This window comes from Pseudomonas fluorescens, assembly GCF_005938625.1.
Classification (GTDB): domain Bacteria; phylum Pseudomonadota; class Gammaproteobacteria; order Pseudomonadales; family Pseudomonadaceae; genus Aquipseudomonas; species Aquipseudomonas fluorescens_BD.
In genome coordinates, this window is record NZ_VCNJ01000022.1 from 13,339 (window position 1) to 38,621 (window position 25,283).

Here is a 25,283-nt window from a genome sequence, read left to right on the forward strand (position 1 = left end):
TGGATCAGCGGTGTTGCACAGAAAAGCCGTCATGTGCAGATATTTGCTGCACGCCGCAGGAATTGCGCTCAGACCTGAAAATGCAGGGCGTTGGTCAAATCGCCCATGGGTTTCTGACCCCGAGCGATCATGGCGTCGTCACGTTGTTTGAGGCCGTTGAGGGTCTCGAGCTGGAACACACGGCTGATCAACCGCAGAATGGATGCCGTGTCGTAGACCGTGTGGTCCACTGTGCCCTTGCGCGCAAACGGCGACACCACTAGCGCAGGCACTCGTGAACCAGGCCCCCAGCGGTCGCCCTTGGGCGGTGCGACGTGGTCCCACCAACCGCCGTTTTCATCGACCGTGACGATCACCACCATGTTTTGCCACTGCGGGCTTTCGCGCAGTACTTTCAGCGCGCGCACGATATGCCGTTCACCGGAGGCCACGTCGGCATAACCGGCGTGCATGTTCAGGTTGCCCTGAGGTTTGTAGAAACTCACCGCCGGCAACTTGCCCGCTTCGGCATCGGCGAAGAACTTATTGCTGCTCGACTCATCACCCAGGCCGGCGTCGCGCAGGCGCTTATTACGTTCGTCGGGATTCTCCGGGCCTTGCTGCTTGAAGTAGTTGAACGGCTGATGGTGGTACTGAAAATTGGGGATTTTCGGGATGCCGCCGGAATCCTTGTACTGATCCAGCGTCGCCTGCCAAGCGCCGGCGTACCAGGCCCAATCAATGTTTTTCTTCGACAGCTTGTCGCCAATGTGTTCGTGGGTTTGCGGCACCATGACGTTGGGCAGATCCGCTTTGGCATACGCCGGGCGCTCCGGATCGCGAATCCACGTCGGCCAGTAGGGCGGGGCGAGGGTGTTGACGCCGAAGCCGTCCGGGGTCAGCGCACTCGGGCCGAACTGTGGCGGGCCGGTCATGGCGCTGGCCGGCGATTGCTCCAGCGGCTTGAGGCGCGGGTCGGTTGGATCATCACTTTGCAGCGCGGCGATCTGTGATTTGGCGACGGAGTTGGCCGCATCCGGATAGAACGGCGCGGTGGCGCTGATCAGGTACTGATGATTGAGGAACGAGCCACCGAAGGCGCCCTGGAAGAAGTTGTCGCACAGCACAAACTCTTGAGCGACGTCCCACAGGCGCAGGGAATAACGGCTCTGCGCGTAATGACCCATGGTCAAACCGCCGGAGTCGGCCCAGGCGACGAAGCCATCGTTCTTGCCGCCATTGATCTGCATCTGGTTCTGATAGAACACGTGCCACAAGTCGCGGGTCACCAGACCGAAAGGCAAGTCCTCACCATTCGGGCCTTTGAGGGCGAAGGGGGCGTTGGGCAGGTTTTCCTGAAACTGCGTGGCGCTGGGGTAGGTCACGCCATCGAGGGTTTGCGGGCCGATTTGCAGCACGCCGCCCCAGACCGGCGGCAGGGTTTGCAGCAGCGCGCCGTCGCGGTCACGTTGTTGATAGTCGGCGGGCTTGAGCGCCGACAGAGGCTTTTCGACACCGGGGAAATCACTGAACAGGTTATTGAAGCTGCGGTTCTCGGCGTAGATCACCACCACGGTTTTCACCTGATCGCGCAGGGCCTTGTCCAGCTCGGCGGGCGTCAGCGGGCGCTCGGCCGGTTTGCCCGGTTGATCATTGGCGCTGCCACACCCGGCCAGAGTGGCACCGACGCCAAGCACCGCGACGCCGCCAAGGAAGCGGCGGCGGCTGGTGTCGGTAGGTTGATTGGATTCAGGTGTGTCAGTGCCGTCTGTTTCGTCTTTCATCTATCAGCCCGTTTCTGCTTAAGTGTTTCAGTTTGTTTCGGGCGGACGCTAACAAGGGAATATGACGGTTGGGTGACAGAACGACTTGTCGTTGCGTTCTTAACCGGGCACGAGCTGGGTGAGCGAATAGCCGAGCTTGCTGGCCGCTGTTACGGCGGTCATGACCACCAGAAACAGCAATTGCAGCGGACTGAAATGCGCCCAGTGCAGCGCGGTCAACCAAGGGTGGCGGTTGCTCAGATCCGGGTTCAGCGAACCGATTCGCCGTTTGTGCACCAGCCCGATCAGCAGCGTGCCGACATAAGTGATCGCCCCCAGCGGGCCAAGCATCAGCGAAAACAGCAGCACCATCACCCCTTGCGGTACTCCGTGGCGTATCACCAGCCAGCGCGTGTCAGGGTTCCATTTGCGCGGAATCAGCCCTTCGGTGAGCCACAGGTCGGGGACAATCACGTGGGCCGTGAGCACCACCCACCAACTCAGTGCGAAGCGGAAAAACCAGACCGGCACGCAGGCAAAGATCATCGGAATGAAGATGAGATTGGCGGCATCTCTTTTCTCAAGGCCCAGATAAAACAGGCACAGCGCCAACGCAATGGCCGCCCATACCCGCACCCAGGTTTCGGCCGCGATGGGCCGGGGGAAGAACCGCCGCCAATAAAAAACGTCGGCGTAGGGCAATCGCGCGAGCAGCGCCGGGAAGCGCCATTTGAGGTTTTCCGACAGATCATGGCAGGCCTGCCATTCGTTCTGACCAAAGCCGTCGATGATCTTCTTTTGCTGCTGGGGCTTGAGCGGATTGATCAACAGATGCGCTGCCTGAACATCGGCCGCCCACGTCCGGTCGCTTTCAGCCTTGGCCCGCAGGTTGTCGTAGAAGCTTTCCTGATTGCAGCGCTCGATCAATGTGTCCCAGAGCCAGTCCGGCTGTGGGTGCAGACCTTTGTTGTGATCCCAGCCGAACAGTTGGCCGATGCGGTCGAACAGCGGCACGCTCCACTCGCTGTCATTGAGCAAATGCAGCAGGGTTTGCTGCCATTGTTCACGGCGATCGAAAACCTGAAGCCACGGTTGGGCGCTGTAGCGTGTGAGCAAGTTGAGGAATTCGCGTTCGCTGTGGCTTTCGAGTAGCGCTTGCAGGGCGTTTTGATAATCGGCCATCAGGCTTTCGGCGAGCAGGTCGCGCTGACGTTCATTCATCAGCAGCGCTTGCCAAGGGCCTAGCCATCCCAGTTGCGCGACGGCCCAGTGCAGCACCGGGCCGCGCAGTTGTGGCTGTTCAAAACACAGTTGCAGCAACAGCCTTTCAAGCGCCTGGGCGCAGTCTTGCTGTTGGGCCTGATCCCAACGTTCAGCGAGGTTCTCTGCCGACAGGCCTTCGACCAGTTGCTGCGCGGCCTGCATTTCAACGGCTTTTGCGTCAGTACGAGTGTCCGCCGCCAACGGCTCGGCACGTTGAACATCGTCCATCTCGGGCGGTGTAAACGCTTGCGGGGCTGCCGGGCTGACGGGCGGGAGCTCAAACGCTGCAACATCCCGCGACGGGTTTTTTGCCAGTGCGGCATCGAACGCCAGTGCGGCAAAGGCGCTGGACGCCGTGGCCACGGCGACGTCGTCTTCGTCCGCAGGCTCAGCGTTTTCAAGACGCCACCGGGCAATCGCCAGCGCCTGTTCGTAGGCTTCGCGCAGGCGCTGGAAACCTTCGGCATCCTCATCGGGGCGGAAGGTTTTCAGCAGGCGCGCATAGGCACGCTTGATGTCGCGGGCTTCAGCGTCATCGTGCAGGTGCAGCACCGACCAGCAATCCATGGCCAGGCTCCTTATTGCCACGGAGTGCGATCAAGTTCGCTCAATTGTCGACTCAGTTCGGTGCGCACTTCACGGATCTGGCGCTCGTCCTGAGAGTCCAGCGCGATCTGGAATCGCTTGGCCCAATCGCCCATCAGATCGCGCATATCGCCCAGGCTTTCCTGATAGAGGCGCTCCAGACGTGCACTCAGCAGCGTGTTGACCTGCTGCTCGCGCGGGTGAATCTTCAGCTGTGCCAGGTTCTGCAAGCGCTGCTGGATTTCCTCGGGGGACAGCACGCCCGGGTTGTTCTCGATGACCAGCGAATGCTGTTGCCCGGTCAGGGGGATTTTCACCTGGGCTTCCAGCAGACCGTTGTTGTCGTAGGTGAAACGCACATCGAGGGCAACTTCGCCGGCCTTGCGTTTCGGCACCTTGATGTCCAGTTCGCCGAGTGCGACGTTGTCTTTGACCAGGCGGCTTTCGCCCTGAAAGATGCGCACGACCACCTGTTCCTGATTGTCGTGCAGGGTGTACACGGTTTTCACCCGACTGACCGGGACGATGCTGTTGCGCTCGATGATCGGCAGGTAATGCCCGCTCTCATAGTTGCGGCCGACCTGAGTGGAGGTCTCGATCCCCAGCGTGTAGGAGCAGACATCGGTCAGCACCACTTCTTCCAGCGCGGCGGCGCGGGCTTTGAGTGCTGCTTGAATGGCCGCGCCCTGTGCCACGACCTGATCCGGGTCGAGGGTGATCGACGGGAAGCGGCCGAACAGCCCGGCAGCGAGTTTGCGCACCAGCGGCATGCGCGTGGTACCGCCGACCAACAGAATTTCGTCGAGGTCGCTAACGCGGATGCGCGCATCGCGCAGCGCCCGCTCAATCGGCGCACGCAGGCGTTCGAGCAGCGGCATGTACAGCGTCGCCAACTGTTGTTGGGTGATGATTTGCGTCCACTGGCGCTCACCGTGCTGCAAGCGGAATTCGGCGCTGTCGTCCTGGCCCAGCGCCTTGCGCACACGCTCGGCCTCGCGACGCAGCGGCTGGATGATGCTGTTGCGCTCCGGGAAGTCTGCGGCAGAACGGTGATGGCTGATGAAGTGCTCCAGCAGCACGGTGTCGAAGTCTTCGCCGCCGAGGAAGTTGTCACCGGCACTGGCGCGGACTTCCATCACCCCTTCGAACAGCTCCAGAATCGACACGTCGAACGTGCCGCCACCGAGGTCGAAAACCAGGAACGAAGTTTCTTTGTCCCGTTGGTGCAGTCCATAGGCGAGGGCGGCAGCGGTCGGTTCGTTGATCAGCTTCTCGACCTTCAGCCCGGCCAGTTCGCCGGCGATCCGCGTAGCCTTGCGCTGGGCATCACTGAAGTAGGCCGGGACGCTGATCACCGCTTCGGTAACGGTTTCGCCATAAGCCCGTTCGACGTCCTCTTTCAGGCTTTTGAGCACCAGCGCGGACAGCTCTTCCGGGCGAAACGCCTTGTCGGCCAGGTACGTTTGCGTGGCGCTGCCCATGTGGCGCTTGAACAGCGAAGCCGTCAGACGTGGATGCGTGTGCAGACGCTCGCGCGCGGCCTGGCCGACCAGAATCCGGCCTTGATCATCGAGGCCGACAACGCTCGGTGTCAGGAACTGGCCCAGGGCATTGGGCACCAACTCGGTGGCATCGCCCCGCCAGACGGCGACCAGGCTGTTGGTGGTTCCCAGGTCAATCCCTACGATCATTGCAACGAACTCCCTTTGCGCTTGGTAAAAAATGGAAACATTTATCGGCGCGCAGAATATTACCGTGAGTACGATGCGGTAAAGCAGGATGATGGCTCTGAGCCATTATTTGCGACAGGCAGCCCGACACGCGGCTGTTTCACGAGAAAAGTGCGGGGCGCGGCCATCATGACTGCGCCCCGCTTGGGATTACGGCATGACTGGCGGCGTATACGCCAGCGTCGTCCCCAGCGCCCACAGCAGAACCAGCACCAGCGGCGTGTGCACCAGCAACTGCACGAAGGAGAAACCAATCAGATCCCGCGCCTTCAACCCAAGCACGCCCAGCAGCGGCAGCATGTAGAACGGGTTGATCAGGTTAGGCAGCGCTTCTGCAGCGTTATAAATCTGCACTGCCCAGCCGAGGTGGTACTGCAGATCGTTGGCGACCTGCATCACGTACGGCGCTTCGATGATCCACTTGCCGCCACCCGACGGAATGAAGAAGCCGAGAATCGCCGAGTACACGCCCATCAACAGCGCATAGGTGTCGTGGGAAGCAATGCTGACGAAGAACGTCGAGATGTGGTGCGCCAGCGTCTGCGCATCCGCGCCTTTGACCGTGGTCATCAGTGCGGCAATCGAGCCGTACAGCGGAAATTGAATCAACACGCCAGTGGTAGTCGGCACGGCGCGGGCGACGGCATCGAGGAAGCTGCGCGGACGCCAGTGCAGCAAGGCGCCCAGCATAATGAACAGGAAGTTGTAGGTATTGAGGCCGGAAATCGCGGTAATCGCCGGTTTGGTCGAAAACTCATGAAACAGCCATCCCGCCGCCAACAGCACCAGCACAATGATCAGCAGCGGACTGTGTTCCAGCCATTCACCTGGACGGGTACGCGGTTGCAGTGGAGGCAGATTGAAGGCTGGGTCGATGCCGCAGGCCTTGGCATCGCGCGCCGAGTTCGGCCCGGGAGCGGTAGCGTAGGCGATGATGATTGAAATCACGATCAGCGCCAGCAGCATGACGCCGGACTGCCAGAGGAAAATCGTTTCGGTGAACGGAATCACCCCGGTGATCGACAGGATCGACGGCGGCAGGCTGGCGGGGTTGGCCTGCAACTGCGCGGCTGACGACGACAAACCCAGCGCCCACACCGCACCAAGGCCCAGGTAGGCAGCAGCACCGGCGGCGCGGTAATCCATTTTCAGGTCAGTGCGGCGGGCGAGGGCGCGGACCAGCAAACCGCCGAACACCAGCGACAAGCCCCAGTTGAGCAACGAGGCAACCATTGAGATCAGCGCGACCCACGCCACGGCGGAACGGCCGTTTTTCGGGATCCGCGCCAGGCGATCTATCAGTTTTACCGCAGGTGGCGAGCTGGCGACCACGTAACCGCCGATCACCACGAAGGCCATTTGCATGGTGAACGGAATCAGGCTCCAGAAGCCGTCACCGAAAGCCATCGCCGCATCGGTGGGTTTGGCGCCCATGGCCAGCGTGGCCAGGGCGACGATGATCACGGCCAGCGCGGCGAATACCCAGGAATCGGGGAACCAGCGTTCGGCGAAACTTGAACAGCGCAGGGCAAAGCGTGCGGAGCGGCTATCTTCGATATCAACGGCCACAGGGAGTACCTCGGATTTTTTATGGTTATTGTGGTCTTGCGGACGAAACTCATATCCCCTGTAGGAGTGAGCCTGCTCGCGATAGCTTTCTTACACTCAACACTCGTATTGACTGAATCGACGCCATCGCGAGCAGGCTCACTCCTACAAGGATCTCGGCATGACTTGCCGATGGTGGTTCGCCTGGCAGGACAGGCATTAACAGTAATTCAACTACCGATGCTTTGTGAGCAGGTTTTGCAAAACCGGGACTATGGTCTAACGGGTTGTCCATCCGCGCATTTGCGTAGACCATGGGCGCCTTGGTTTTTTGCCTGTTTCCGAGTTCTTTGCCATGACTGCCCAATCCCCGGCCAAACCTGCGCCGTTCAGCCGTTCCGACTACAAGACCCTCGGCCTTGCGGCCCTTGGCGGCGCGCTGGAAATCTACGATTTCATCATCTTCGTATTCTTCGCCCTGACCCTCAGCCAGCTGTTCTTCCCGCCGGAAATGCCCGAATGGCTGCGTCTGCTGCAAAGCTTCGGGATATTCGTCACCGGTTATCTGGCGCGGCCGCTGGGCGGAATCCTGATGGCGCATTTCGCCGACAAACTCGGGCGCAAGAAAGTCTTCAGCCTGAGCATCCTGATGATGGCGCTGCCGTGCCTGCTGATCGGGATCATGCCGACCTACGCGCAGATCGGTTACTTCGCGCCTTTGCTGTTGCTGGCGCTGCGCATCCTCCAAGGCGCGGCGGTCGGTGGTGAGGTGCCGAGCGCTTGGGTGTTCGTCGCTGAACACGCGCCGGCCGGCCATCGCGGGTATGCCTTGGGCTTTTTGCAGGCCGGCCTGACCTTCGGTTACCTGATCGGCGCGCTGACCGCGACGTTTCTGGCACAAGTCTTCACTCCGGCGGAAATCCTTGATTACGCCTGGCGCTATCCATTCCTGCTTGGTGGCGTCTTCGGTGTGATCGGCGTTTACCTGCGTCGCTGGCTGAGCGAAACCCCGGTGTTCATGGCCATGGAAGCGCAGCGTGAGGCGCGCGTTGAATTGCCGCTGCGCACGGTGCTGCGCGAGCATCGATTGGCGATGTTGCCGGCGATGCTGCTGACTTGCGTGCTGACCTCGGCGGTGGTGGTGTTCGTGGTCATCACCCCGACCATGATGCAGAAAACCTTCGGCATGACCGCCAGCCACACCTTCGCCCTCAGTGCATTGGGCATCGTGTTTCTCAATATCGGCTGCGTGATCGCCGGGTTGCTGGTCGATCGTCTCGGCGCCTGGCGCACCGTCATGCTGTATAGCCTGTTGCTGCCGCTGGGTATTGGCGTGCTGTATGGCTGCTTGATCATGGGCGGTCACTGGGTAGGCCTGGCTTACGCGGTGGCCGGTCTGGCTTGCGGTGTGGTCGGCGCGGTGCCGTCGGTGATGGTCGGGTTGTTCCCGGCACGTATTCGCGTGTCAGGCATTTCCTTTACCTACAACATTGCCTACGCCATTTGGGCCAGTATCACACCGCTGTTGCTGATCGGTCTGATGCCGTGGAGTCCATGGATCTGCGTGATGTTCTGCGCGGTGATGGGCGTGGTGGGTCTGCTGACGGCGGCGTATTTCGGTGCGCGGATGCCGCGTTCGGGACAGTGTCAGGTGGCCGGAGCGGCGTGACTTTAGCGGTCAGAACTATTTTTGACTGACGAGTCGCCAGCGCTCTTCAGAAAAGATTTTCAAGGCCGATGGTTAGGCTGCATCCCGCTTTCTATCCTGCCCATCGGTACTTCCCCATGTTCAACAAACGCCTGAAGCAAGAGCTGGCCGCTCTTCGTGAAGAACTCTCCAGCCTCGTGCAGGTGAAGGAAAGCCTGGAAAGCGAGATGCTGGTGCTGAACCTTGAGCCCGACGGGCGCATTCAATCGGTCAACCAGAACTTCCTCACCGAGATGCTCTACAAGAGTCAGGACCTGATCGGTCGGGCGATTGAAGATATCGTCCCGGCGCATGTGAAGACTGATGAATTCCATCATCGCTTCAAAAACGCCATGACCCGCGGCGAGCATTTCGCTGGTGCCGTGCGCTTGCTGCGTGGCAATGGTGAAGAAGCGTGGCTGCGTTCGATCGTGCAACCGGTGCGTTCTTCGGATGGGCGGATCAAGCACATTTCGCTGTTCGCCAGCGACCTGACCCGCACCATTGAAGCCTCGCGTGAACATGAAAACCTGATCGGCGCGTTGGTGCGTTCGACTGCGGTGATTGAGTTCGACCTCAACGGCAACGTGCTCAACGCCAACGATCGCTTCCTCAGCGGCATGGGTTACAGCCTGGCGCAGATCAAGGGCAAACATCACCGCCTGTTCTGCACCCCGGAGGAATACAACAGCGCCGAATACCAGAACTTCTGGCGGCGTTTGAACAACGGCGAATTCGTGGCTGATCGCTTCAAGCGTGTCGACAGCCACGGTCGTACGGTCTGGCTGGAGGCGTCCTACAACCCGGTCGTCGATGCCAACGAGAAACTGTACAAAGTGGTGAAGTTCGCCACGGTGATCACCGATCAGGTCAACCGCGAACAAGCAGTAGCCGACGCGGCGAGCATTGCCTACAGCACCTCGCAGCAAACCGACAGCACCGCCCAGCGCGGTACCACGGTGGTGACTGAAGCGGTCAACGTAATGCGTGATCTGTCGCGGCACATGCAGGCTGCCGGTGAGGGCATCGAGGCACTGAACGAGCAGTCGCAGGTGATCGGCACCATCGTCAAAACCATCAGCGGCATTGCCGAGCAGACCAACCTTCTGGCGCTCAACGCTGCCATTGAGGCGGCGCGCGCCGGTGAGCAGGGCCGTGGTTTTGCGGTGGTGGCCGACGAAGTGCGACAACTGGCTTCGCGCACCAGTCAGGCGACCGAAGAGATCGTCACCGTGGTGCGGCAGAACCAGGAAATGGCGCGCAACGCCGTGGCGCTGATGACCGATGGCAAGCTTCAGGCCGAACAAGGGCTGGCGCTGGCAGCAGAGGCGGGCACGGTGATTGTCGAGATTCAGGACGGTGCGCAGAAAGTCGTGAATGCCGTTGGCCAGTTCGCCAACCAACTCTCCCACTGACCTGCACTAAACCCCTGTAGGAGCTGCGGCACGCTGCGATCTTTTGATCTTGATTCCGAGGATCAACATCAAGATCAAAAGATCGCAGCGTCCCGCAGCTCCTACAGAGTTTTCACCCGCCTGTATTTCGATGCTGGCGCTACAATCGGCTCCTTTTCCCCGGAGCAGATTCCCATGAGCGATTCCCACCGCCGCCCGGTGCCCCTGAACAAAGCCTACCGTTTGCTCAACCACGGGCCGACCGTGCTGGTCAGCGCCGCCCACGACGGCCAGCGCAATATCATGGCTGCCGCCTGGGCAATGCCGCTGGATTTCGAACCACCGAAAGTCGCCGTCGTCCTCGATAAATCCACCTGGACCCGCCAGTTGCTCGAAGCGTCCGGCACCTTCGTGCTCAATGTCCCGTGCGTCAATCAGGCCGACATCGTGCAAACCGTCGGCAATACGTCGGGTCTGGACATCACCCAAACCCAAGGGCAGGACAAGTTTCAGGCTTACGGCCTGCAAACCTTTGCCGGCGAACAAGTCGAAGCGCCGCTGCTCGACGGCTGCGTCGCCTGGCTGGAATGCCGTTTGCTGCCGGAGCCGCGCAATCACGAGCAGTACGATCTGTTCCTCGCCGAAGTCATCGCCGCCCATGCCGATGAGCGCGTGTTCAGCGACGGGCGCTGGCATTTCGAAGGGCACGATGGTTTGCGCACCTTGCACCACGTGGCGGGCGGGCATTTCCTGAAGATTGGTGATGCTGTGGATGGCAAGACGCTAGCGGTCTGAATGGCGGCTGATGGCAAAACATTGCGGGATGTTGCAAGGTAGAGGGCATCGTCGAACCCAATCAGGCGCATACCCCCATGGATTTTTCCCTTTCGAGTTATCTGGCGCCGTTGCTGTCGCTGGCCCTGTTGTGGACCGTGGCCGTGGTCACGCCCGGCCCGAACTTCTTCAACATCGCGCAACTCGCGGTCAGCCGTTCCCGCCGTCATGGCGTAGTCGCGGCGCTCGGAGTGGCCAGCGGAACCGTGTTGTGGGGGCTGGCGGGTGGCCTGGGCATTCAGTCGCTGTTCAGCGCCGCACCAGCGCTGTACTTGAGCTTCAAGATTGCCGGTGGCTGCTACCTGATCTACCTCGGGCTCAAGCAGTTCAAGCGCAAGGCGCCGATCGTCGCCGGCACGCTGGATGACTCGCAGCAAACGTTGCTCGGCGCTTACGGGCGGGGATTTCTGGGCAACATGACCAATCCCAAATCCGCACTGTTTGTCGCGACCATTTTCGCCACCGCCATGCCGGCTCACATCCCGCCGCTGTTGCTGGCGCTGGCAGTCATGACCATGGCGACGCTGTCGTTCAGTTGGTATTGCTGCGTAGCGCTATTCTTCGCCAGTCGGCGGATTGCCGGTGTGTATGAGCGTTCGCGGCAATGGCTGGATCGCTTCGCGGGCGGTTGCTATCTGTTGTTTGGGGTGCATCTGGTGGCTAATCGCTGAGCCATAGATCTTGGATGTGAAAGCTGTTTGGCCTCGTATGTGCCAGGAAATAAGAATCCGATGCCTGCACGGCATCGGATTTTTTATGCATTGCGAAAACTACGTAACCGGCTGAACGTTATCCAGCGCCTGATTCACCGCCAACTCACTCAGCATGACGATTTGCGCGATACCCAGCGCGGTCTTGCGGTGCGCGGTATCCAGCACGGCGGCGAAATTGTTGAGCATCTCGGTGACCGAACCCAAGGACTCACTGGCATTGGCCAGCAGCGATTCGGTGTCGTAAACCGGGTTGGCGAGGTACATGGGTTCAGCTACGCGGGTGGACGCCATGATGTGAGTGGTCGGTTTGAGGTAGTGGTCGAGGGCGCGGTCGGCCGCTTCGTTGAGTTTTTTGCTGTCGATGGTTGCGTACGGGGATGTTGGGTCGGTGTTTGTTTCGGGGGGATTGGGTGTTGGTTTTTTCATGGTGTTCTCCGATCAGGATTGGAGCTGGCCGATTCGGTTTCCGAACGAATAGGTGGCAGCTGTACGCAGGTTGGAAACCCGGGGAACGGAGAACCCGGTTGACCCGAAGGTCTCCCGCGCACAGCCGCCATAACGGAGTGCACACCATGAAGGTGTGCAAGGATACGTTATGAAAGGCGCTTGTGCGCTCGGTTCTACTCGGGGTTTCCAATCCCGGTCACTGAATTTGCAGCGACGAGTACAGGCTAGAGAGCTGACGTCCGACGGACAACCTGAAAACCTTGTGGGACGGTTCTCTGTTTGCCTCGCAGCTTTTAAACATCCCGATTTGAAATACGCAGTGTGCCAAGCAAAAGGCCTACCTCGCGGTAAGCCTTTTTTGTTTGCGTACTACCCTCAATCCCCCAACGCTTCGCCTTCACGCCGTGGATCCGCGCCACCCTCCAGCGACGCTTTCCCCTGCGCATCTTTGACCCGCACGATGGCCTGGGTGCCGCTGGTCATGTCGATTTCATTCACCGCATGCCCTTTGTCTTTCAGTGCCTGAATCAGCGCCGGGCTGAACTGGCCTTGTTCCAGTTCGGTCGGGCCGTTGCGGCTGCCGAAGTTGGGCAGGCTGATGGCGCTTTGCGGGTCGAGGTTCCAGTCGAGCAGGCCGACGGTGGTTTTCGCCACGTATTCGATGATTTGCGAACCGCCGGGCGAGCCGACCGTAGCGACGAATTCGCCGCTGGCGCGATCGAAGATCAGCGTTGGCGCCATCGACGAGCGTGGGCGTTTGCCGGGTTCGACGCGGTTGGCGACTTTCTGGCCATTCTCTTCGGGGATGAACGAGAAGTCGGTCATCTGGTTGTTGAGCAGGAAGCCCTGAACCATCAGGTGCGAACCGAACGCTGCTTCGATGGTGGTGGTCATCGACACGGCGCCGCCGAGGTCATCCACCGCGACCACTTGCGAGGTGGAGATGCGCAGCGGCGAGCGGTCCGGGGCGTAGGCGACCTGCACGCCCGGCGGGGTGCCCGGTTTGGCGCTGCCCATGCTGCGCTCGCCGATCAGGCTGGCGCGGCTGGCGAGATAACCCGGGTCGACCAGGCCTTTGACCGGCACCGGCACGAAGTCGGTATCGGCGACGTATTGCGCGCGGTCAGCGTAGGCCAGACGTTCGGCTTCGGCGATCAGATGCACGGCTTGCGGGTCCGGTTCAATACCAGCCGGTTTGTCGGTTTTCACTGGTTTGAGCGGTGTCAGGGAAAGGCGTGGATCGCGGGTTTCCAGCGCCTGCAATGTGCCGAGAATCTGCGCCACGGCGATGCCGCCCGACGACGGCGGCGGCATGCCGCAGACCTGCCAGCGTTTGTAATCGGTGCACAGCGGCGCGCGCTCCTTGGCCTGATAGCGCTGCAGATCGTTCAGCGACAGGCTGCCGGGGTTGGCATGGCCCTGCACCTTGGCGACGATTTCTTCGGCGATCGGGCCTTTGTACAGCGCGTCCGCACCTTCATTGGCGATGCGTTTGAACACGGCGGCCAATGCCGGATTTTGCAGGCGCGTGCCGACGGCTTTGACGCTGCCATCGGTGTTGAGGAAGTACTTGGCCATATCAGGCGACTTGCGGATGACTGGATCTGATTCCAGCAGCGAATGCAGGCGCGGCGAAATGGCAAAGCCTTGCTCGGACAGTTTGATCGCCGGTTCAAACAGCTTCGCCCATGGCAGGCGACCGTGTTGTTTATGCGCCAGCTCTAGCGCACGCAATACGCCCGGCGTACCGACCGAGCGACCGCCGATCTGCGCCTGCGGGAACGACATCGGTTGGCCATCGGCGCGCAAGAACAGCTTTTCGGTGGCACCGGCCGGCGCGGTTTCGCGACCGTCGTAAGTGCGCACCTGTTTGCCGTCCCACAACACGATCATCGCGCCGCCGCCGATTCCGGACGATTGCGGCTCAACCAGGGTCAACACCGCTTGCATCGCAATCGCCGCGTCAATCGCCGAACCGCCCTGACGCAGCATCTCCCGACCGGCTTCAGCAGCCAGAGGATTGGCAGCGGCGGCCATGTGTTTGCTGGCGTGGCGGGTTTGCAGATCGGTGCGGAAACCGGACGCGGCTTCCGGTGCCAGCGGCAAGGTCGAGGAGGGCGGGGCGTTGCATGCGGTGAGGGTCAGGGCGCTGATGATCAGCGTCAGGGCAGGCAGGCGAAAACGGCTCAAGGGCAAGGCTGAAAACACGCGGGCTCTCCGTCCGTGGGATAAAAGTCTCAGGGACTTTATCGACCGCTCGGTCGCGACGCAAACCGGTGGGCATTTTTGTCTTTCTTTTCAGGGCGGATGTTCGCTAGGGTCAACCGCAAATCTACTGAGCTGCAATGAGCACCTGTGGGAGCGAGCCTGCTCGCGAATGCGCAGTGTCAGTCGGCAGAAATGTTGAATGTCCAACCGCTTTCGCGAGCAAGCTCGCTCCCACAATTACAAGATCAACAAGAGGCTGATATGCACAGCGAGTTCCCCACTGAATCCAGCTACCGCGACCAACGCGAACAGTTCATCGCCGCCGCTAACGCCGCCGGTGCCACGCTCACCTCGTACGCCCATCCACGCTGCGGCCCCTTTGGCGAACCCCTGAGCACAGACGTCGCCGTGCTCGGCGATCCACAGGCCAAACGGCGGCTGGTAACGCTCAGTGGTACGCACGGAGTCGAGGGCTATTACGGCTCGGATTGTCAGATCGATTGGCTGAAAACCTTCGAGCCCGCTTCGCTGCCCAGGGATGTCGCGGTGGTGATGGTGCACCTGATCAACCCATGGGGCACGGCGTGGTTACGGCGGGTCAACGAAGACAACATCGACCTCAACCGCAATCACCTGGATTTCACCGGTCCGCTGCCGGATAACCGCGCGTACGCCACCCTACATGAAATCTACGCGTGCACTGATCTGAACGGCCCCGAGCGCAAAAGCGCCGATGCCTTGCTCGATGCGCAGATAAAAGAACACGGTTGGCCAGCGGTAATGTCGATTGTCGAGGGCGGTCAGCACAGTCATCCCGACGGACTGTTTTACGGTGGCCGCGCGCCGAGCTGGTCGAATCGCACCTTGCACCAAATCATCGAAACGCATCTGGCTGGCGCTGAAACCGTGATGTGTTTTGATTTGCACACCGGCGCTGGCGAATACGGCCATCCGATGTTGCTGACCATCACCCAGGCGCCGTACCCGGCACTCGCGCAAGCCCAGGCAATTTATGGCCCATGGCTTTACACGCTGCACACCGGTGCCGAAACCTTGAGCGAAACCGGAGTGGCAGCGACGGCTACCGGGTACACCTCGCAGGCGTTGCTCAATGCTTTACCGGACGTGCAGTTGATGCCGTTCGTGATCGAGTGCGGGACGTATCCGGGGCCGGAGGTGCACCGACATTTGCGCGATGATCATTGGCTGCATTTGCATGGCGATCCGCTGGATGCGGTAGGACGTGAAATCAAACTGAATCTGCTGGAGCAGTTCTATCCGGCCGATCCGGACTGGCGGACGATGGTCGGTTTGCGCACGCGGCAAATCTGGGCGAAAGGGTTGTCGGCGTTGGGTAACTGGTCGCAGTAAATCATCAGTGTCTTTGCTGCCGGCACTTTCCTCCGGGCACAAAAAACGGCTCACTTTGCGGTAAGCCGTTTTTTTGTATTTGTGCTGCGCGATCTAATTCATACCAGGATCGAATCCGTTTCCTACAGCGTTTTTTCAACCAGATCTCTCGGTACCGATTCAGTCGAATGAAAAGGCATTTCGCGCCTGTAGTACCTCGCTGCAACTTGGCGGTTGCTCCACATTTCTCCTACAGACTTTTCAGGTCGACAACTTACGCGCCGCTGCCTGAGGATATTTTCTGTTGTTTTTCCAGGATGGATTTCAGATGAAAAGGATGAATCCGTTGCCATTCAACTCTATTTTCAGTCGGCCATTGTCATGAGTATTCCAATGAGGACCGTGATTTTCTGGTGGCGCTGGGCAGTCGCATTGCTCACTTACGCACAGTGCACGAGATCACACAGACTCGGTTTGCACGGGCCTTAGGTCTTTCCCGGCAAACCTTTCAGGGCTACGAGGAGGGCACCCGCAGCATGCCGGTCACGACGCTGGTGAAGATGGCGTTTGCGCTTCGCGTGCCTGTTGAAGACCTGCTCGGGGTTCCCTCGTACACGGAGACGCCCAGACGCAGCTTGACCTCGACGTGGTATCGACGGCTGCAGTCCATCAATGAGCTTTCGAAGGTCCAACAGAAGGTCATTGCGCAGATGCTTGACGCACTGATCGCACAGGCAGCGACCAAAACGAGCGACGAAGAGAAGGGTGTTTTGAAGTAACAAATTACCGAGACTTTTCTCGAGGCATAAAAAAACGGCCTACCTTTCGGTAAGCCGTTTTTAGTACTTGGTGGCTACACAGGGACTTGAACCCCGGACCCCAGCATTATGAATGCTATGCTCTAACCAACTGAGCTATGTAGCCAAGTGGCGCGCATTATTCCCCTGAAATGGAAAAGCGTCAAGCGTAAATTTAAAAATTTTTTCTACGCTTTCAACCGTTTATCAAAATCACTGGCTGAGAAGCGGCGAAGGGCAGCTCTGGAACCAGCGGCTGGCCTGTTCATACGCGTGCGCCAATTGCAGGACAGCGAAGTCGGCCTGATGCTTGCCGATGATTTGCAGGCCCATCGGTAAACCCTGCGCATTGAATCCCGCCTGGACGCTGGCGACCGGGCAACCCGACAACGTGCCGGGGATGACCACCTCCATCCAGCGGTGATACGTGTCCATCGCCACGCCCTCAATCGAGGTCGGCCAGGGCTGGGTTTTATCGAAAGGGAACACTTGGGCGCTGGGCAGCAGCAGGTAATCGTACTTTTCGAACAGACGAGAAATCGCCCGATACCAATCGCTGCGCACCACCGAGGCGGCAAACACTTCACTGGCCGATAGCTTCAAGCCGTTTTCCACTTCCCAGATCGCCTCCGGTTTCAGCAACGCGCGTTTCTGCGGATCGGCATACGTCGCACCCAACGACCCCGCGACCATCCAGTGCCGCAACGTCCGCCAACTGCTCCACAGCCATTCAGGCGCGAAACCCGGCTGAACGGACTCAACGTGGCAGCCAAGGCTCTCAAAGTCGGCAAAGGTCTTCTCGCACAGCGACAGCACGCCTTGCTCCATCGCCAGATAACCACCGAAGTCACCAAGCCAACCCAATCGCGTGCCTTTGAAATCACGCTCCAGCGGCGCCGCAAAGGCTTCACCGGATTCAGCTATCGACAACGGCGCCCGCGCATCGCCCCCGGCCTGCACCGACAACAGCAACGCCGCATCCCTCACACTGCGCGCCATCGGCCCCTCATAACCGAGCTGATCAAAAAACAGATCGGCACTGTCATCAAACGGCACACGCCCCTGTGACGGGCGAAAACCAAAAATGTTGTTAAACGCCGCCGGATTGCGCAGCGAGCCCATCATGTCGCTGCCATCGGCCACCGGCACCAGATGCATCGCCAGCGCCGCCGCCGCACCACCGCTACTGCCGCCTGCGGTTTTGCTCGGGTCATACGCGCAAGCAGTCGCGCCAAACAACGGGTTGTAACTTTGCGAACCGAGACCGAATTCCGGGGTGTTGGTCTTGCCGATAATGATCGCGCCGGCGGCCTTGATCCGCTCGACCATGATTCCGTCGCGCTCAGGCACAAAGTCCTTGTACAGCGGCGACCCCAGCGTGGTGCGAATACCTTGGGTCAGTGACAGATCCTTGATCGCATGGGGCAGGCCATGCATCCAGCCGCGGTAATCACCACGCGCCAATTCGGCGTCGCGTTCGTCGGCCTGAGCCAGCAGATTTTCCGGTGATTCCAGGCTGATCAGCGCGTTCACCAACGGGTTGAAACGTTCGATATGGGCAAGGTAAGTCTGCATCACTTCCCGGCAGGAAACCTGGCGCAGGCGGATGCGTTCGGCGAGCTCGTGGGCCTGCAACAGGACCAGTTCGCTGATGTTATTAGAGTTCATTGCAAGCGGCCTTTCAGACGGCTGGAAAAACGCCCCGTCAGTGCGACGGGGCGGTAGCGATCAACGCATCAGGTTGGTCCAGAGACGGTCAGCGAGGCGGATCGCACCTTCGCCGCAGGTCTTGCTGAACACCACGTTAGTGCCCTCGGGAATGTGCAATTCCGGCGCGTCCTTGAGCGCCGCATCAAGGAACGGTTCGACGCCTTTGATCGGGCTCTGGTGCTTGAGGAAATTCTGCGTCATCGCCGAGTTTTCCGGCTGGCTGAGGAAGGCGATGAACGCCTTGGCATTTGCCGGATTTTTGCTGCCGGTGGGGATGACCATGTTGTCGACCCAGGCCAGCACGCCCTCTTTCGGGTAGAGGTATTTCAGCGTCGGTTTCATCTCACGGGCACGCATCGACGAACCGCCCCAGAACATCGACATGTCGATTTCACCCGAGGCGAGGTTCTCGCGAATCGAGCCGGCCTTGGAGCTGTAAGTTTTCACGAACGGTTTCTGTGCCTTGAGCAGCGTCAGCACTTGTTGCATCTGTTTCGGGTCTTCGCTGCACAGCGGAATGTTCAGATAGAGGCTGGCCATGTCGACCATGTCGCTGACCGAATCGAACATGTTGATGCGCCCCTGCAACTCGGCTGGCGGCTCGTACAAAACCTTGTAGCTGTCGGCCGGGCCTTTGTAGCGCGCGGAATCGAGCACGACGCTGGTGGTGCCCCAAATGAACGGCACCGAATACGCGCCTTCCGGGTCCCAACTCGGTTTTTTCAAGTTATCCACAACGCTGGCGTAGTAGGGCTCTTTGACCGGGTCGAAGCGTTCCAGCAGGTTTTCCTTGATCAGGATCGGCACGAACTGGTGCGACGGAATCGCCACGTCATAACCGGCGCCGCCCTGTTTCAATTTCGCCAGCAAAGTCTCGTTGGAATCGTAGGAATCGACGGTGACTTCGATGCCGGTCTGCTTCTGGAACTTGGCAAGGATCTCCGGCGAAAAGTAGCCGCTCCAGCTCACCACGTTGAGTTTTTCGGCGGCCTGAACACTCGCGGCCATGCTCAGCGGCAAAGTCAGGAACAACGAGGTGCCAACGCTTTTTATCCACTTGCTCATGCTATTTCCCCACAGGTCGTAGAAAGGTTCAGGCGTTCTTTTTGCCCAACAGGTAAGAGAGGCTGACGAACAGCACCGAAACGCCGAGGATCAGCGTCGACACGGCATTGACGTCGGGTGTCACGCCCATGCGCAGCAGGCCGAAAATGAAGATCGGCAGGGTCGTGGTGCCAGCCTGCGAGACCATCATCGAGATCACGAAGTTATCCAGTGAGACGATGAAGGCCAGCATCAGCCCGGAGAAAATCCCCGGCATCAGCAGCGGCAGAGTGACCTTGCGAAAGGTTCGCCACGGGCCGGCGTAGAGGTCGGCGGAAGCCTGCTCCAGCGACAGGTCCATATCGTTCAACCGCGCACGGATCGGCAGGTAGGCGAAGGGAATGCAGAACACCGTATGGGCGATGATCAGGTTGCCGTAACCCAGCGACAGACCAATGGTCGAGAACAGCGCCAGCGTCGCCACACCGACGACAATTTCCGGCAGCACCAGCGGCAACATGATCGCGCCCATCGACAATTGCAGGCCCTTGAACTTGGCGCCGCGCGAGGTGCCGAGGGCGGCGAGGGTGGCGATCGCCGTGGCGATCATGCTCGCGCACACGGCGATCAACAGGCTGTTGCCGGCGGCCTGGCGCAAGGCCTGATTGGCGAACGCGGCGCGATACCAGTCGAGGCTGAAACCGGTCCACACCGTCGCCGATTGGTTGGCGTTGAACGAGAACACCACCAGCACCACGATCGGCGCGTAGAGGTACAGATAGAACAGAAAACTGAAGCCGCCGAAGCCGGGAAAGTCCTGCACATCCAGCCCTTTGCGTTTGAAAATTCCGATCATCACGCACCTCCTTTGGCGATGCGCTGGCGCTCGGCGCGCAGGGCATAAACGGTCAACACCAGCATCACCGCTGCCATCAGCACCAGCGACAGCGCTGCGCCAAACGGCCAGTTACGCGCATCGCTGAACTGCCGGAAGATCAGGTTGCCGAGCATCATTCGTGTGCCGCCACCGAGCAGTTCCGGGGCGATCATCGCGCCCAGACACGGCACGAAAGTGAGGATGGCGCCGGCGAGAATTCCCGGTTTGGCGATCGGCAAAACCACTTTGCGCAAGGTGCGGATGCGCCCGGCATAGAGATCCTGCGCGGCTTCGAGCAGGCGGATATCCATCTTTTCCAGCGTCGCGTAAATCGGCAACACCACGAACGGCGCGTAGGTGTAAACCAGCCCCAGCAGCACCGCGCCGTCGGTGTACAACAACTGCAATGGTTCATGGATAACGCCCATGCCCATCAGGCTGTTGTTGATCACCCCGGTGTTGCGCAGCAACAGAATCCACGCGTACGTGCGGATCAGCAGGTTGGCCCAGAACGGCACGGTGATCAGAAAGATCAGCAAGCCGCGACGATGCGCCGGCTGCATCGCCAGCCACACGGCGACCGGAAATCCGATCAGCAATGTGATGATTGTGGTCAGCCCGGCAATGCCGATCGAGCGCAGGGCGATGATCAAATATGAGTCGGCAAAGGCGAGGCTGTCATCGAGTTGCCGCTCGAACAGCAGCGAGGTGTAGGCGTCGCTGCTGAAGACTTTGTTGACCCCGCCGTAGGGGTTGGCCTCCATCAGCGAATAGCCGATGACGATCAGGATCGGCACCACCAGAAACAAACAGATAGCGATCAGCGCCGGGCTGACCCCGAGGAAACTCTGGAAGGCCTTGCGGCGTTCCAGCGTGTTGGCAATCGGTATGGCGTGCATGGCAATTCCTCCGGCTCAATCGTGCAGGACGCTGGCGCTTCCACGGTCGAACAACAGACCAGCCTGAGAGCCGACCGCAAAGCGCAGGCTCTGGTCGACGCAGTTGGGTGTACGCACGGTGAGGCGCGAACCGTCGCTGAGGCTGACCTGATATTGCAGGTCGGTGCCGAGATAAATCTGCGCTTCGATCCGGCACGGCAGTGCGGTGTCAGTTGCAGCTGGAACCAGATGCAGACGCTCAGGTCGCACCGACAAGGTGACGTTGGCGCCGACCTGCACATCGCTGCACGATTGCGCTGGCAATGGATGCCCGGCCGGCCCGGCGAACCACGCCTGACCGTCTTCCACACGGGTGACGGTGCCTTCGATGAAATTGGTCTCGCCAATGAAGTCAGCAACGAAGCGATTACGCGGGCGTTCGTAGATATCTTCAGGCCGACCGACCTGCTGCACTTCGCCTTCGGAGAGCACGGCGATGCGGTCGGACATGGTCAGCGCTTCTTCCTGGTCGTGGGTGACGAAGATGAAGGTGATACCGGTCTTGGCCTGGATGGTTTTCAGCTCTTCGCGCATCGCCTGACGCAGCTTGAGATCGAGCGCGGAAAGCGGCTCATCGAGCAACAGCACTTTCGGATGTGGTGCCAAAGCGCGGGCGAGGGCGACACGTTGTTGCTGGCCGCCAGACAGCTGCGCCGGTTTGCGATTGGCGAAACGTTCCATCTGCACCAGCGCCAGCATCTCGCGCACACGCTCGGCGATTTGCGCCTTGGTCAGGACTTTGCCCATCGGCTGCGATTCAAGACCGAAAGCCAGGTTCTCGGCGATGGTCATGTGCGGGAACAGTGCGTAATGCTGGAACACCGTGTTGACCGGACGCTGGAAGGGCGGGCGATCGGCGATGTTTTCACCGTAGAGGAGAATCTCGCCTTCGGTGGGAAATTCGAATCCGGCGATCATCCGCAGCAGCGTGGTCTTGCCGCAGCCGGAAGGGCCGAGAAGGGTGAAGAATTCATTGTCGCGGATGTCCAGATCGATGCTTTTCAGCGCCACCGGACCGGTCTGCGGATCACCGTAAACCTTGCGCACTGAACGGATCGAGACCGCCAGCGTTTGCAGCGAATGCAGGGCATTCATGCGTTACCTCCGATTCCCCCATCGCCTGCGACTTGCTTTGCAAAGCGTTGCCGTCGGGCCATGGATATTATTTTTTTGGGCAGGATCGAGATTGCGTTCGGGTGTGAAACCAGCTGTTTTTTTATTCTGCTGTGGCTCGATTATCAGCCAGGGGTTGCGCGGCGCGACACTTCAATTTAAACATGGCAGGTGTTAGTTAATTTAACAGCCGAAGGTGCCAGGAATCATGCCCGACCACCGTTTGCCGCCGCTCAACGCGGTGCGCGCCTTTGATGCCGCTGCGCGTTTGGGCAGCTATGTCGAAGCCTCGAAAGCCCTGCACGTGACCCAGCCTGCGATTGGCCGCCATGTGATGTTGCTTGAGGAGTGGTTGGGCATTCAACTGTTCGAGCGCACCTCGCGCGGGGTCAACCTGACCCCGGCGGGGGACAAGTACCACCGCAAGATCAGCGCCGCTTTGCAGTTGATCATCGAGGCGGGCAAGGAAGCGCAGCCGAAAGATGCCGAGCGCTGGTTGCGGATCATGGTGGTGCCGGGTTTTGCCAAGCGCTGGCTGATGCCGAGGATCGAAGCGCTGCGCCATCTGCGCCCGGGCTTGAAACTGGCGATCGAGCCGAACTCGACCTTCACCGAAGTGGATGGCAAAAGCGCAGATCTGGGCATCGTCTACGGCCTCGACGGGCAATATGCCGACTCACGGGAGGCGCTGATTTGTCCTCGGGTTTTTCCGATCTGCACGCCGGCGTATCTGGCCAGCATCGCGCCGATCAACAGCCCGGCCGATCTGGTCAGCCACGAACTGATCCACGTCGATGACGGCGAATGGTGGAACCTCTGGTTCGCCGCGCACGACCTCGATATCCACCTCAATTCCGACATGCTCTACGTCAACAATGACCATGCGCTGTCAGTCGCCGAGAGCGGGCAGGGCATCGCACTGGCCAACGAGGTGCTGGTGCGCCATGAACTCGCCAGCGGCAAACTGGTGCGTGCCGTCGACGCTCAGGTGAAGCTGGAAAGCTATCGGGTGCTGACGCCGTCCGCCGAACTCTCGGCGGATGTGGCGTGGTTTATTCAATGGCTCAAGGCTGAGCTGGAAGCGGACTTCCCTGAAGCGGTAATCAACTGAGGCGGAAACGCGCGGTGTTGTCGCTGAGTGCTTTGCTGCCTTGGCTGAGGGTGTCTGCGGCGAGATTCACTGCGCGTGCGCCTTCGAGTAAACGCACGGCTGCCTGATCGACCTGCTGGATATTGCCGCTGACCTCGTCGGCGGTACTCGCCTGTTCCTCGACTGCCGTGGCGATCTGCGCGAGGGTATCGGTGACGCTCTGCACGGCGCTGGCGATTTCGCCCAAACGCTCACCGAGACCGGTGACCGACTCGGCATCGGTTTGCGCCTGACCGCAGGCGGCTTCCATCAAACTGACGGCTTCGTTGACCGTAGCGCGCAGGCTGTCGACCGTGCCGGCGATCTGCGCGGTGGACGACTGCGTACGTTGCGAGAGGCTGCGCACTTCATCGGCCACTACGGCGAAACCGCGACCCTGTTCACCGGCGCGCGCGGCTTCGATGGCCGCATTGAGCGCGAGCAGATTGGTCTGTTCGGCAACACCGCGAATGGTGTCGACCACCAATTGAATCTGCTGGCCTTGCTCGCTGACCCGGCCCAATGCCGCTGCGGTGTCGTTGAGGCGTTGATTGAGCTGCTGAATACTCGCGGTGGTGCGCTGGCTGTCGCGGCTGCTGTCGGCAGCGATGCGCCGGGTGTGCTGAGCGCTGCCGGAAGCCTGTTCGCAGCTCTGCGCCACGCCTTGCGAGGTCGCGGCCAGTTGCGTGGCAGCAGCGGCGATCTGGCTGATCTGCAACTGCTGCGCCTCGACTTCGCCGAGAGCGCCGCTGGAGTGTTCGTTGAGGCTACGCACGGCATGGCTCAACTGCGAGGTTTCGTGATCGACGCCGAGCATGCTCGTGCGCAGTTGCACCACGGCAACGTTGAGTGCGGTGCTGATTGCTGCCAGTTCATCGCGGCCCTCCACCGGCACTTGCAGACTGAGGTTGCCGTCACGCAACGCTTCGGCGAGCAGGGTAATGCCGCTGGCGCTACGACGAATCGAGGCTTGCAGACAGACAAACAGATACAGCGCCGCGAGCAGCAGGCAGCCGAAAATGGCTGCGACGAGGATGAACTGACGTATCGCCGAGCTGTGGTAGGCGTCGAGTCGCTGATCCAGCGACACCAGCGATTGCTGGCGCAGGGACGCGAGGTCGGTCAGCAAGGCGTCGAGGCTGCGCTCAAAATCTTCCGGTTTGAGATTGATGCTGCCACCGAACACGCCGTCATCCAGTACCTTCAAACCGCTGTCGAGGTGTTTCAGGCTGTCGTGGTATTGGCTGGCCCAGCTCTGCTGGTCTTTTGGCAGGCGTGCTTCGAGCAGCGTGGCGGTTTTCACCAGTTGTTCGCGGGCATCGCCGATGCGGCTGCGCAGGTCGCGCAACTGCAAACGGCTTTGCAGGGTGAACTGGCCAGAGACGACCGAAGCCTGACCGACCGCAGCGAGGCGGCCGACGCGTTCGATCAGATCCGGTGCGTGTTGCGTGGAAATCTGCGTCAGCAAATAGGTTTCCAGCCACGGCGCGAGGGTCAGGCGATTGTCCATGACGATCTGTTCGCGCAACGCTTGCAGGGCGCTGAGGGCGTTGGTGAAACGGTCGTAACCGTCCGGCCACCAACCGACGCCGCTGAGGCTTTTCGAATCCAGACCATTCAGAGCGGTTTGCAGCGCCTGATAGCGGCTGAGGGTTTCGCCTTCGGCACCTTCGTTTTTCAGCGCGTTACCCAAGTCTGTGGTGGCTTGCAGAACTGCCGGTTGCACCGCGTCGAACGCGCCCATGGCGGCGAGGGTCGCGGGCGTCGGCTGGCGATTGGTTTCCGTGGCGCGCCAACGGGCGGCACGGTCGCGTTGCGCGGCGAGCAGGTTGTCCAGCGCATCGAGTGCGTGCAACTGCCGCACGCCGGCACGTTCGCCGGAAATCAGATTGAGCTTATCGCGATAGTCCTGGCCGATCATCAACAGGCTGCCGGCCAACGGCAGAATGAACAGCAGAAACAACAACTGGAATTTACCTGCGAAGCCAAACCGCCCCAGCAATTTGATCCCCGGTGAAAGGAAAGCCTGCATGCCCCATGACTCCTCTGGACACCACGCACCATTGGCGTGCATCGCGGTCGTTCGACGTTGATGTTGTGCCCTGCTAAAAGGCCTCGAAAGTTCACTCTCGCCCGCTCTGTAGGCCGGCTCTGTAGCGAAACTTCCCATTGTC

18 protein-coding genes, 1 tRNA gene and 2 pseudogenes are annotated in these 25,283 nt (G+C 60.3%); 8 read left to right on the top strand and 13 right to left on the bottom strand.

Going from position 1 to position 25,283, the window contains the following annotated elements:
* Nucleotides 1-68 precede the first annotated feature (68 nt).
* The 4 genes from acpA to FGA82_RS13955 all read right to left on the bottom strand — a co-directional run bounded on the left by acpA (nucleotide 69) and on the right by FGA82_RS13955 (nucleotide 6,889).
* Nucleotides 69-1,763: an acid phosphatase gene (gene acpA / locus FGA82_RS13940; RefSeq protein WP_141127518.1), complete on the bottom strand. Its 1,695-nt coding sequence runs from the start codon at nucleotides 1,761-1,763 to the stop codon at nucleotides 69-71.
* A gap of 99 nt (nucleotides 1,764-1,862) precedes the next feature.
* Complete coding sequence (locus tag FGA82_RS13945) at nucleotides 1,863-3,572, bottom strand: J domain-containing protein (RefSeq protein WP_141127519.1); 1,710 nt, start codon at nucleotides 3,570-3,572, stop codon at nucleotides 1,863-1,865.
* 11 nt (nucleotides 3,573-3,583) lie between these two features.
* The gene (locus FGA82_RS13950) at nucleotides 3,584-5,281 is read right to left on the bottom strand and encodes a molecular chaperone HscC (protein ID WP_141127520.1); all 1,698 of its coding nucleotides are present in this window, start codon (nucleotides 5,279-5,281) and stop codon (nucleotides 3,584-3,586) included.
* A gap of 189 nt (nucleotides 5,282-5,470) precedes the next feature.
* Nucleotides 5,471-6,889, bottom strand: a complete 1,419-nt coding sequence (locus tag FGA82_RS13955) for a short-chain fatty acid transporter (RefSeq protein ID WP_116031448.1) — start codon at nucleotides 6,887-6,889, stop codon at nucleotides 5,471-5,473.
* A 334-nt stretch (nucleotides 6,890-7,223) separates the two neighbouring features.
* On the opposite strand from FGA82_RS13955, the gene FGA82_RS13965 reads away from it, so the two are divergent.
* The 5 genes and pseudogenes from FGA82_RS13965 to FGA82_RS13980 all read left to right on the top strand — a co-directional run bounded on the left by FGA82_RS13965 (nucleotide 7,224) and on the right by FGA82_RS13980 (nucleotide 11,454).
* Nucleotides 7,224-8,537: an MFS transporter gene (locus FGA82_RS13965; protein WP_141127521.1), complete on the top strand. Its 1,314-nt coding sequence runs from the start codon at nucleotides 7,224-7,226 to the stop codon at nucleotides 8,535-8,537.
* A 116-nt stretch (nucleotides 8,538-8,653) separates the two neighbouring features.
* Nucleotides 8,654-9,430, top strand: a pseudogene (locus FGA82_RS32885) (PAS domain-containing protein); the annotation flags it as partial.
* Nucleotides 9,431-9,532: 102 nt separating this feature from the next.
* Nucleotides 9,533-9,970, top strand: a pseudogene (locus FGA82_RS32890) (methyl-accepting chemotaxis protein); the annotation flags it as partial.
* 174 nt (nucleotides 9,971-10,144) lie between these two features.
* Nucleotides 10,145-10,744, top strand: a complete 600-nt coding sequence (locus FGA82_RS13975; protein WP_116255197.1) for a flavin reductase family protein — start codon at nucleotides 10,145-10,147, stop codon at nucleotides 10,742-10,744.
* A gap of 77 nt (nucleotides 10,745-10,821) precedes the next feature.
* Entirely contained in the window at nucleotides 10,822-11,454 is a 633-nt protein-coding gene (locus tag FGA82_RS13980; protein WP_141127523.1) for a LysE family translocator, read from the top strand.
* Nucleotides 11,455-11,553: 99 nt separating this feature from the next.
* On the opposite strand, the gene FGA82_RS13985 is transcribed toward FGA82_RS13980, so the two are convergent.
* Nucleotides 11,554-11,922: a DUF6124 family protein gene (locus tag FGA82_RS13985; protein WP_141127524.1), complete on the bottom strand. Its 369-nt coding sequence runs from the start codon at nucleotides 11,920-11,922 to the stop codon at nucleotides 11,554-11,556.
* A gap of 396 nt (nucleotides 11,923-12,318) precedes the next feature.
* Nucleotides 12,319-14,151: a gamma-glutamyltransferase gene (ggt, locus tag FGA82_RS13990; RefSeq protein WP_141127525.1), complete on the bottom strand. Its 1,833-nt coding sequence runs from the start codon at nucleotides 14,149-14,151 to the stop codon at nucleotides 12,319-12,321.
* Between the two features lie 261 nt (nucleotides 14,152-14,412).
* Between ggt and FGA82_RS13995 the strand changes: the two genes are divergently transcribed.
* Together FGA82_RS13995 and FGA82_RS14000 are read left to right on the top strand one after the other, a co-directional pair.
* Complete coding sequence (locus FGA82_RS13995; protein WP_141127526.1) at nucleotides 14,413-15,522, top strand: DUF2817 domain-containing protein; 1,110 nt, start codon at nucleotides 14,413-14,415, stop codon at nucleotides 15,520-15,522.
* 428 nt (nucleotides 15,523-15,950) lie between these two features.
* Nucleotides 15,951-16,280, top strand: coding sequence for a helix-turn-helix domain-containing protein (locus tag FGA82_RS14000; protein WP_249384246.1), 330 nt, complete (start codon nucleotides 15,951-15,953; stop codon nucleotides 16,278-16,280).
* Between the two features lie 68 nt (nucleotides 16,281-16,348).
* Here the strand turns inward: FGA82_RS14000 and FGA82_RS14005 are convergent.
* The 6 genes from FGA82_RS14005 to FGA82_RS14030 form a co-directional block, all read right to left on the bottom strand.
* Nucleotides 16,349-16,425: transfer RNA gene (locus FGA82_RS14005), tRNA-Met, on the bottom strand.
* An 86-nt stretch (nucleotides 16,426-16,511) separates the two neighbouring features.
* Nucleotides 16,512-17,966, bottom strand: coding sequence for an amidase (locus tag FGA82_RS14010; protein WP_141127527.1), 1,455 nt, complete (start codon nucleotides 17,964-17,966; stop codon nucleotides 16,512-16,514).
* 60 nt (nucleotides 17,967-18,026) lie between these two features.
* Nucleotides 18,027-19,073 carry an extracellular solute-binding protein gene (locus tag FGA82_RS14015; RefSeq protein ID WP_141127528.1) on the bottom strand — a complete coding sequence of 349 codons (1,047 nt, stop codon included), beginning with the start codon at nucleotides 19,071-19,073 and terminating at the stop codon, nucleotides 18,027-18,029.
* A gap of 28 nt (nucleotides 19,074-19,101) precedes the next feature.
* Complete coding sequence (locus tag FGA82_RS14020) at nucleotides 19,102-19,908, bottom strand: ABC transporter permease (RefSeq protein ID WP_141127529.1); 807 nt, start codon at nucleotides 19,906-19,908, stop codon at nucleotides 19,102-19,104.
* Nucleotides 19,908-20,828: an ABC transporter permease gene (locus FGA82_RS14025; protein WP_141127530.1), complete on the bottom strand. Its 921-nt coding sequence runs from the start codon at nucleotides 20,826-20,828 to the stop codon at nucleotides 19,908-19,910. The genes FGA82_RS14020 and FGA82_RS14025 overlap by 1 nt, the downstream gene beginning before the upstream one ends.
* Nucleotides 20,829-20,843: 15 nt before the next feature.
* Nucleotides 20,844-21,962, bottom strand: coding sequence for an ABC transporter ATP-binding protein (locus FGA82_RS14030; protein ID WP_141127531.1), 1,119 nt, complete (start codon nucleotides 21,960-21,962; stop codon nucleotides 20,844-20,846).
* Nucleotides 21,963-22,188: 226 nt separating this feature from the next.
* On the opposite strand from FGA82_RS14030, the gene FGA82_RS14035 reads away from it, so the two are divergent.
* Nucleotides 22,189-23,091 carry a LysR substrate-binding domain-containing protein gene (locus FGA82_RS14035; RefSeq protein ID WP_141127532.1) on the top strand — a complete coding sequence of 301 codons (903 nt, stop codon included), beginning with the start codon at nucleotides 22,189-22,191 and terminating at the stop codon, nucleotides 23,089-23,091.
* Here FGA82_RS14035 and FGA82_RS14040 read toward each other — a convergent pair.
* Entirely contained in the window at nucleotides 23,084-25,141 is a 2,058-nt protein-coding gene (locus FGA82_RS14040) for a methyl-accepting chemotaxis protein (protein ID WP_141127533.1), read from the bottom strand. The genes FGA82_RS14035 and FGA82_RS14040 overlap by 8 nt on opposite strands.
* Between the last annotated feature and the right edge of the window lie 142 nt (nucleotides 25,142-25,283).

Bases quoted from the DNA above. Each gene is read 5' to 3' on its own strand.
- FGA82_RS14020 (WP_141127529.1), bottom strand. From the start codon at position 19,908: ATGATCGGAATTTTCAAACGCAAAGGGCTGGATGTGCAGGACTTTCCC.
- FGA82_RS13985 (WP_141127524.1), bottom strand. From the start codon at position 11,922: ATGAAAAAACCAACACCCAATCCCCCCGAAACAAACACCGACCCAACA.
- FGA82_RS14040 (WP_141127533.1), bottom strand. From the start codon at position 25,141: ATGCAGGCTTTCCTTTCACCGGGGATCAAATTGCTGGGGCGGTTTGGC.
- FGA82_RS14025 (WP_141127530.1), bottom strand. From the start codon at position 20,828: ATGCACGCCATACCGATTGCCAACACGCTGGAACGCCGCAAGGCCTTC.
- acpA (WP_141127518.1), bottom strand. From the start codon at position 1,763: ATGAAAGACGAAACAGACGGCACTGACACACCTGAATCCAATCAACCT.
- FGA82_RS14030 (WP_141127531.1), bottom strand. From the start codon at position 21,962: ATGAATGCCCTGCATTCGCTGCAAACGCTGGCGGTCTCGATCCGTTCA.
- FGA82_RS13995 (WP_141127526.1), top strand. From the start codon at position 14,413: ATGCACAGCGAGTTCCCCACTGAATCCAGCTACCGCGACCAACGCGAA.
- FGA82_RS14010 (WP_141127527.1), bottom strand. From the start codon at position 17,966: ATGAACTCTAATAACATCAGCGAACTGGTCCTGTTGCAGGCCCACGAG.
- FGA82_RS13975 (WP_116255197.1), top strand. From the start codon at position 10,145: ATGAGCGATTCCCACCGCCGCCCGGTGCCCCTGAACAAAGCCTACCGT.
- FGA82_RS13965 (WP_141127521.1), top strand. From the start codon at position 7,224: ATGACTGCCCAATCCCCGGCCAAACCTGCGCCGTTCAGCCGTTCCGAC.
- FGA82_RS13980 (WP_141127523.1), top strand. From the start codon at position 10,822: ATGGATTTTTCCCTTTCGAGTTATCTGGCGCCGTTGCTGTCGCTGGCC.
- FGA82_RS13945 (WP_141127519.1), bottom strand. From the start codon at position 3,572: ATGGATTGCTGGTCGGTGCTGCACCTGCACGATGACGCTGAAGCCCGC.
- FGA82_RS14035 (WP_141127532.1), top strand. From the start codon at position 22,189: ATGCCCGACCACCGTTTGCCGCCGCTCAACGCGGTGCGCGCCTTTGAT.
- FGA82_RS13950 (WP_141127520.1), bottom strand. From the start codon at position 5,281: ATGATCGTAGGGATTGACCTGGGAACCACCAACAGCCTGGTCGCCGTC.
- FGA82_RS14015 (WP_141127528.1), bottom strand. From the start codon at position 19,073: ATGAGCAAGTGGATAAAAAGCGTTGGCACCTCGTTGTTCCTGACTTTG.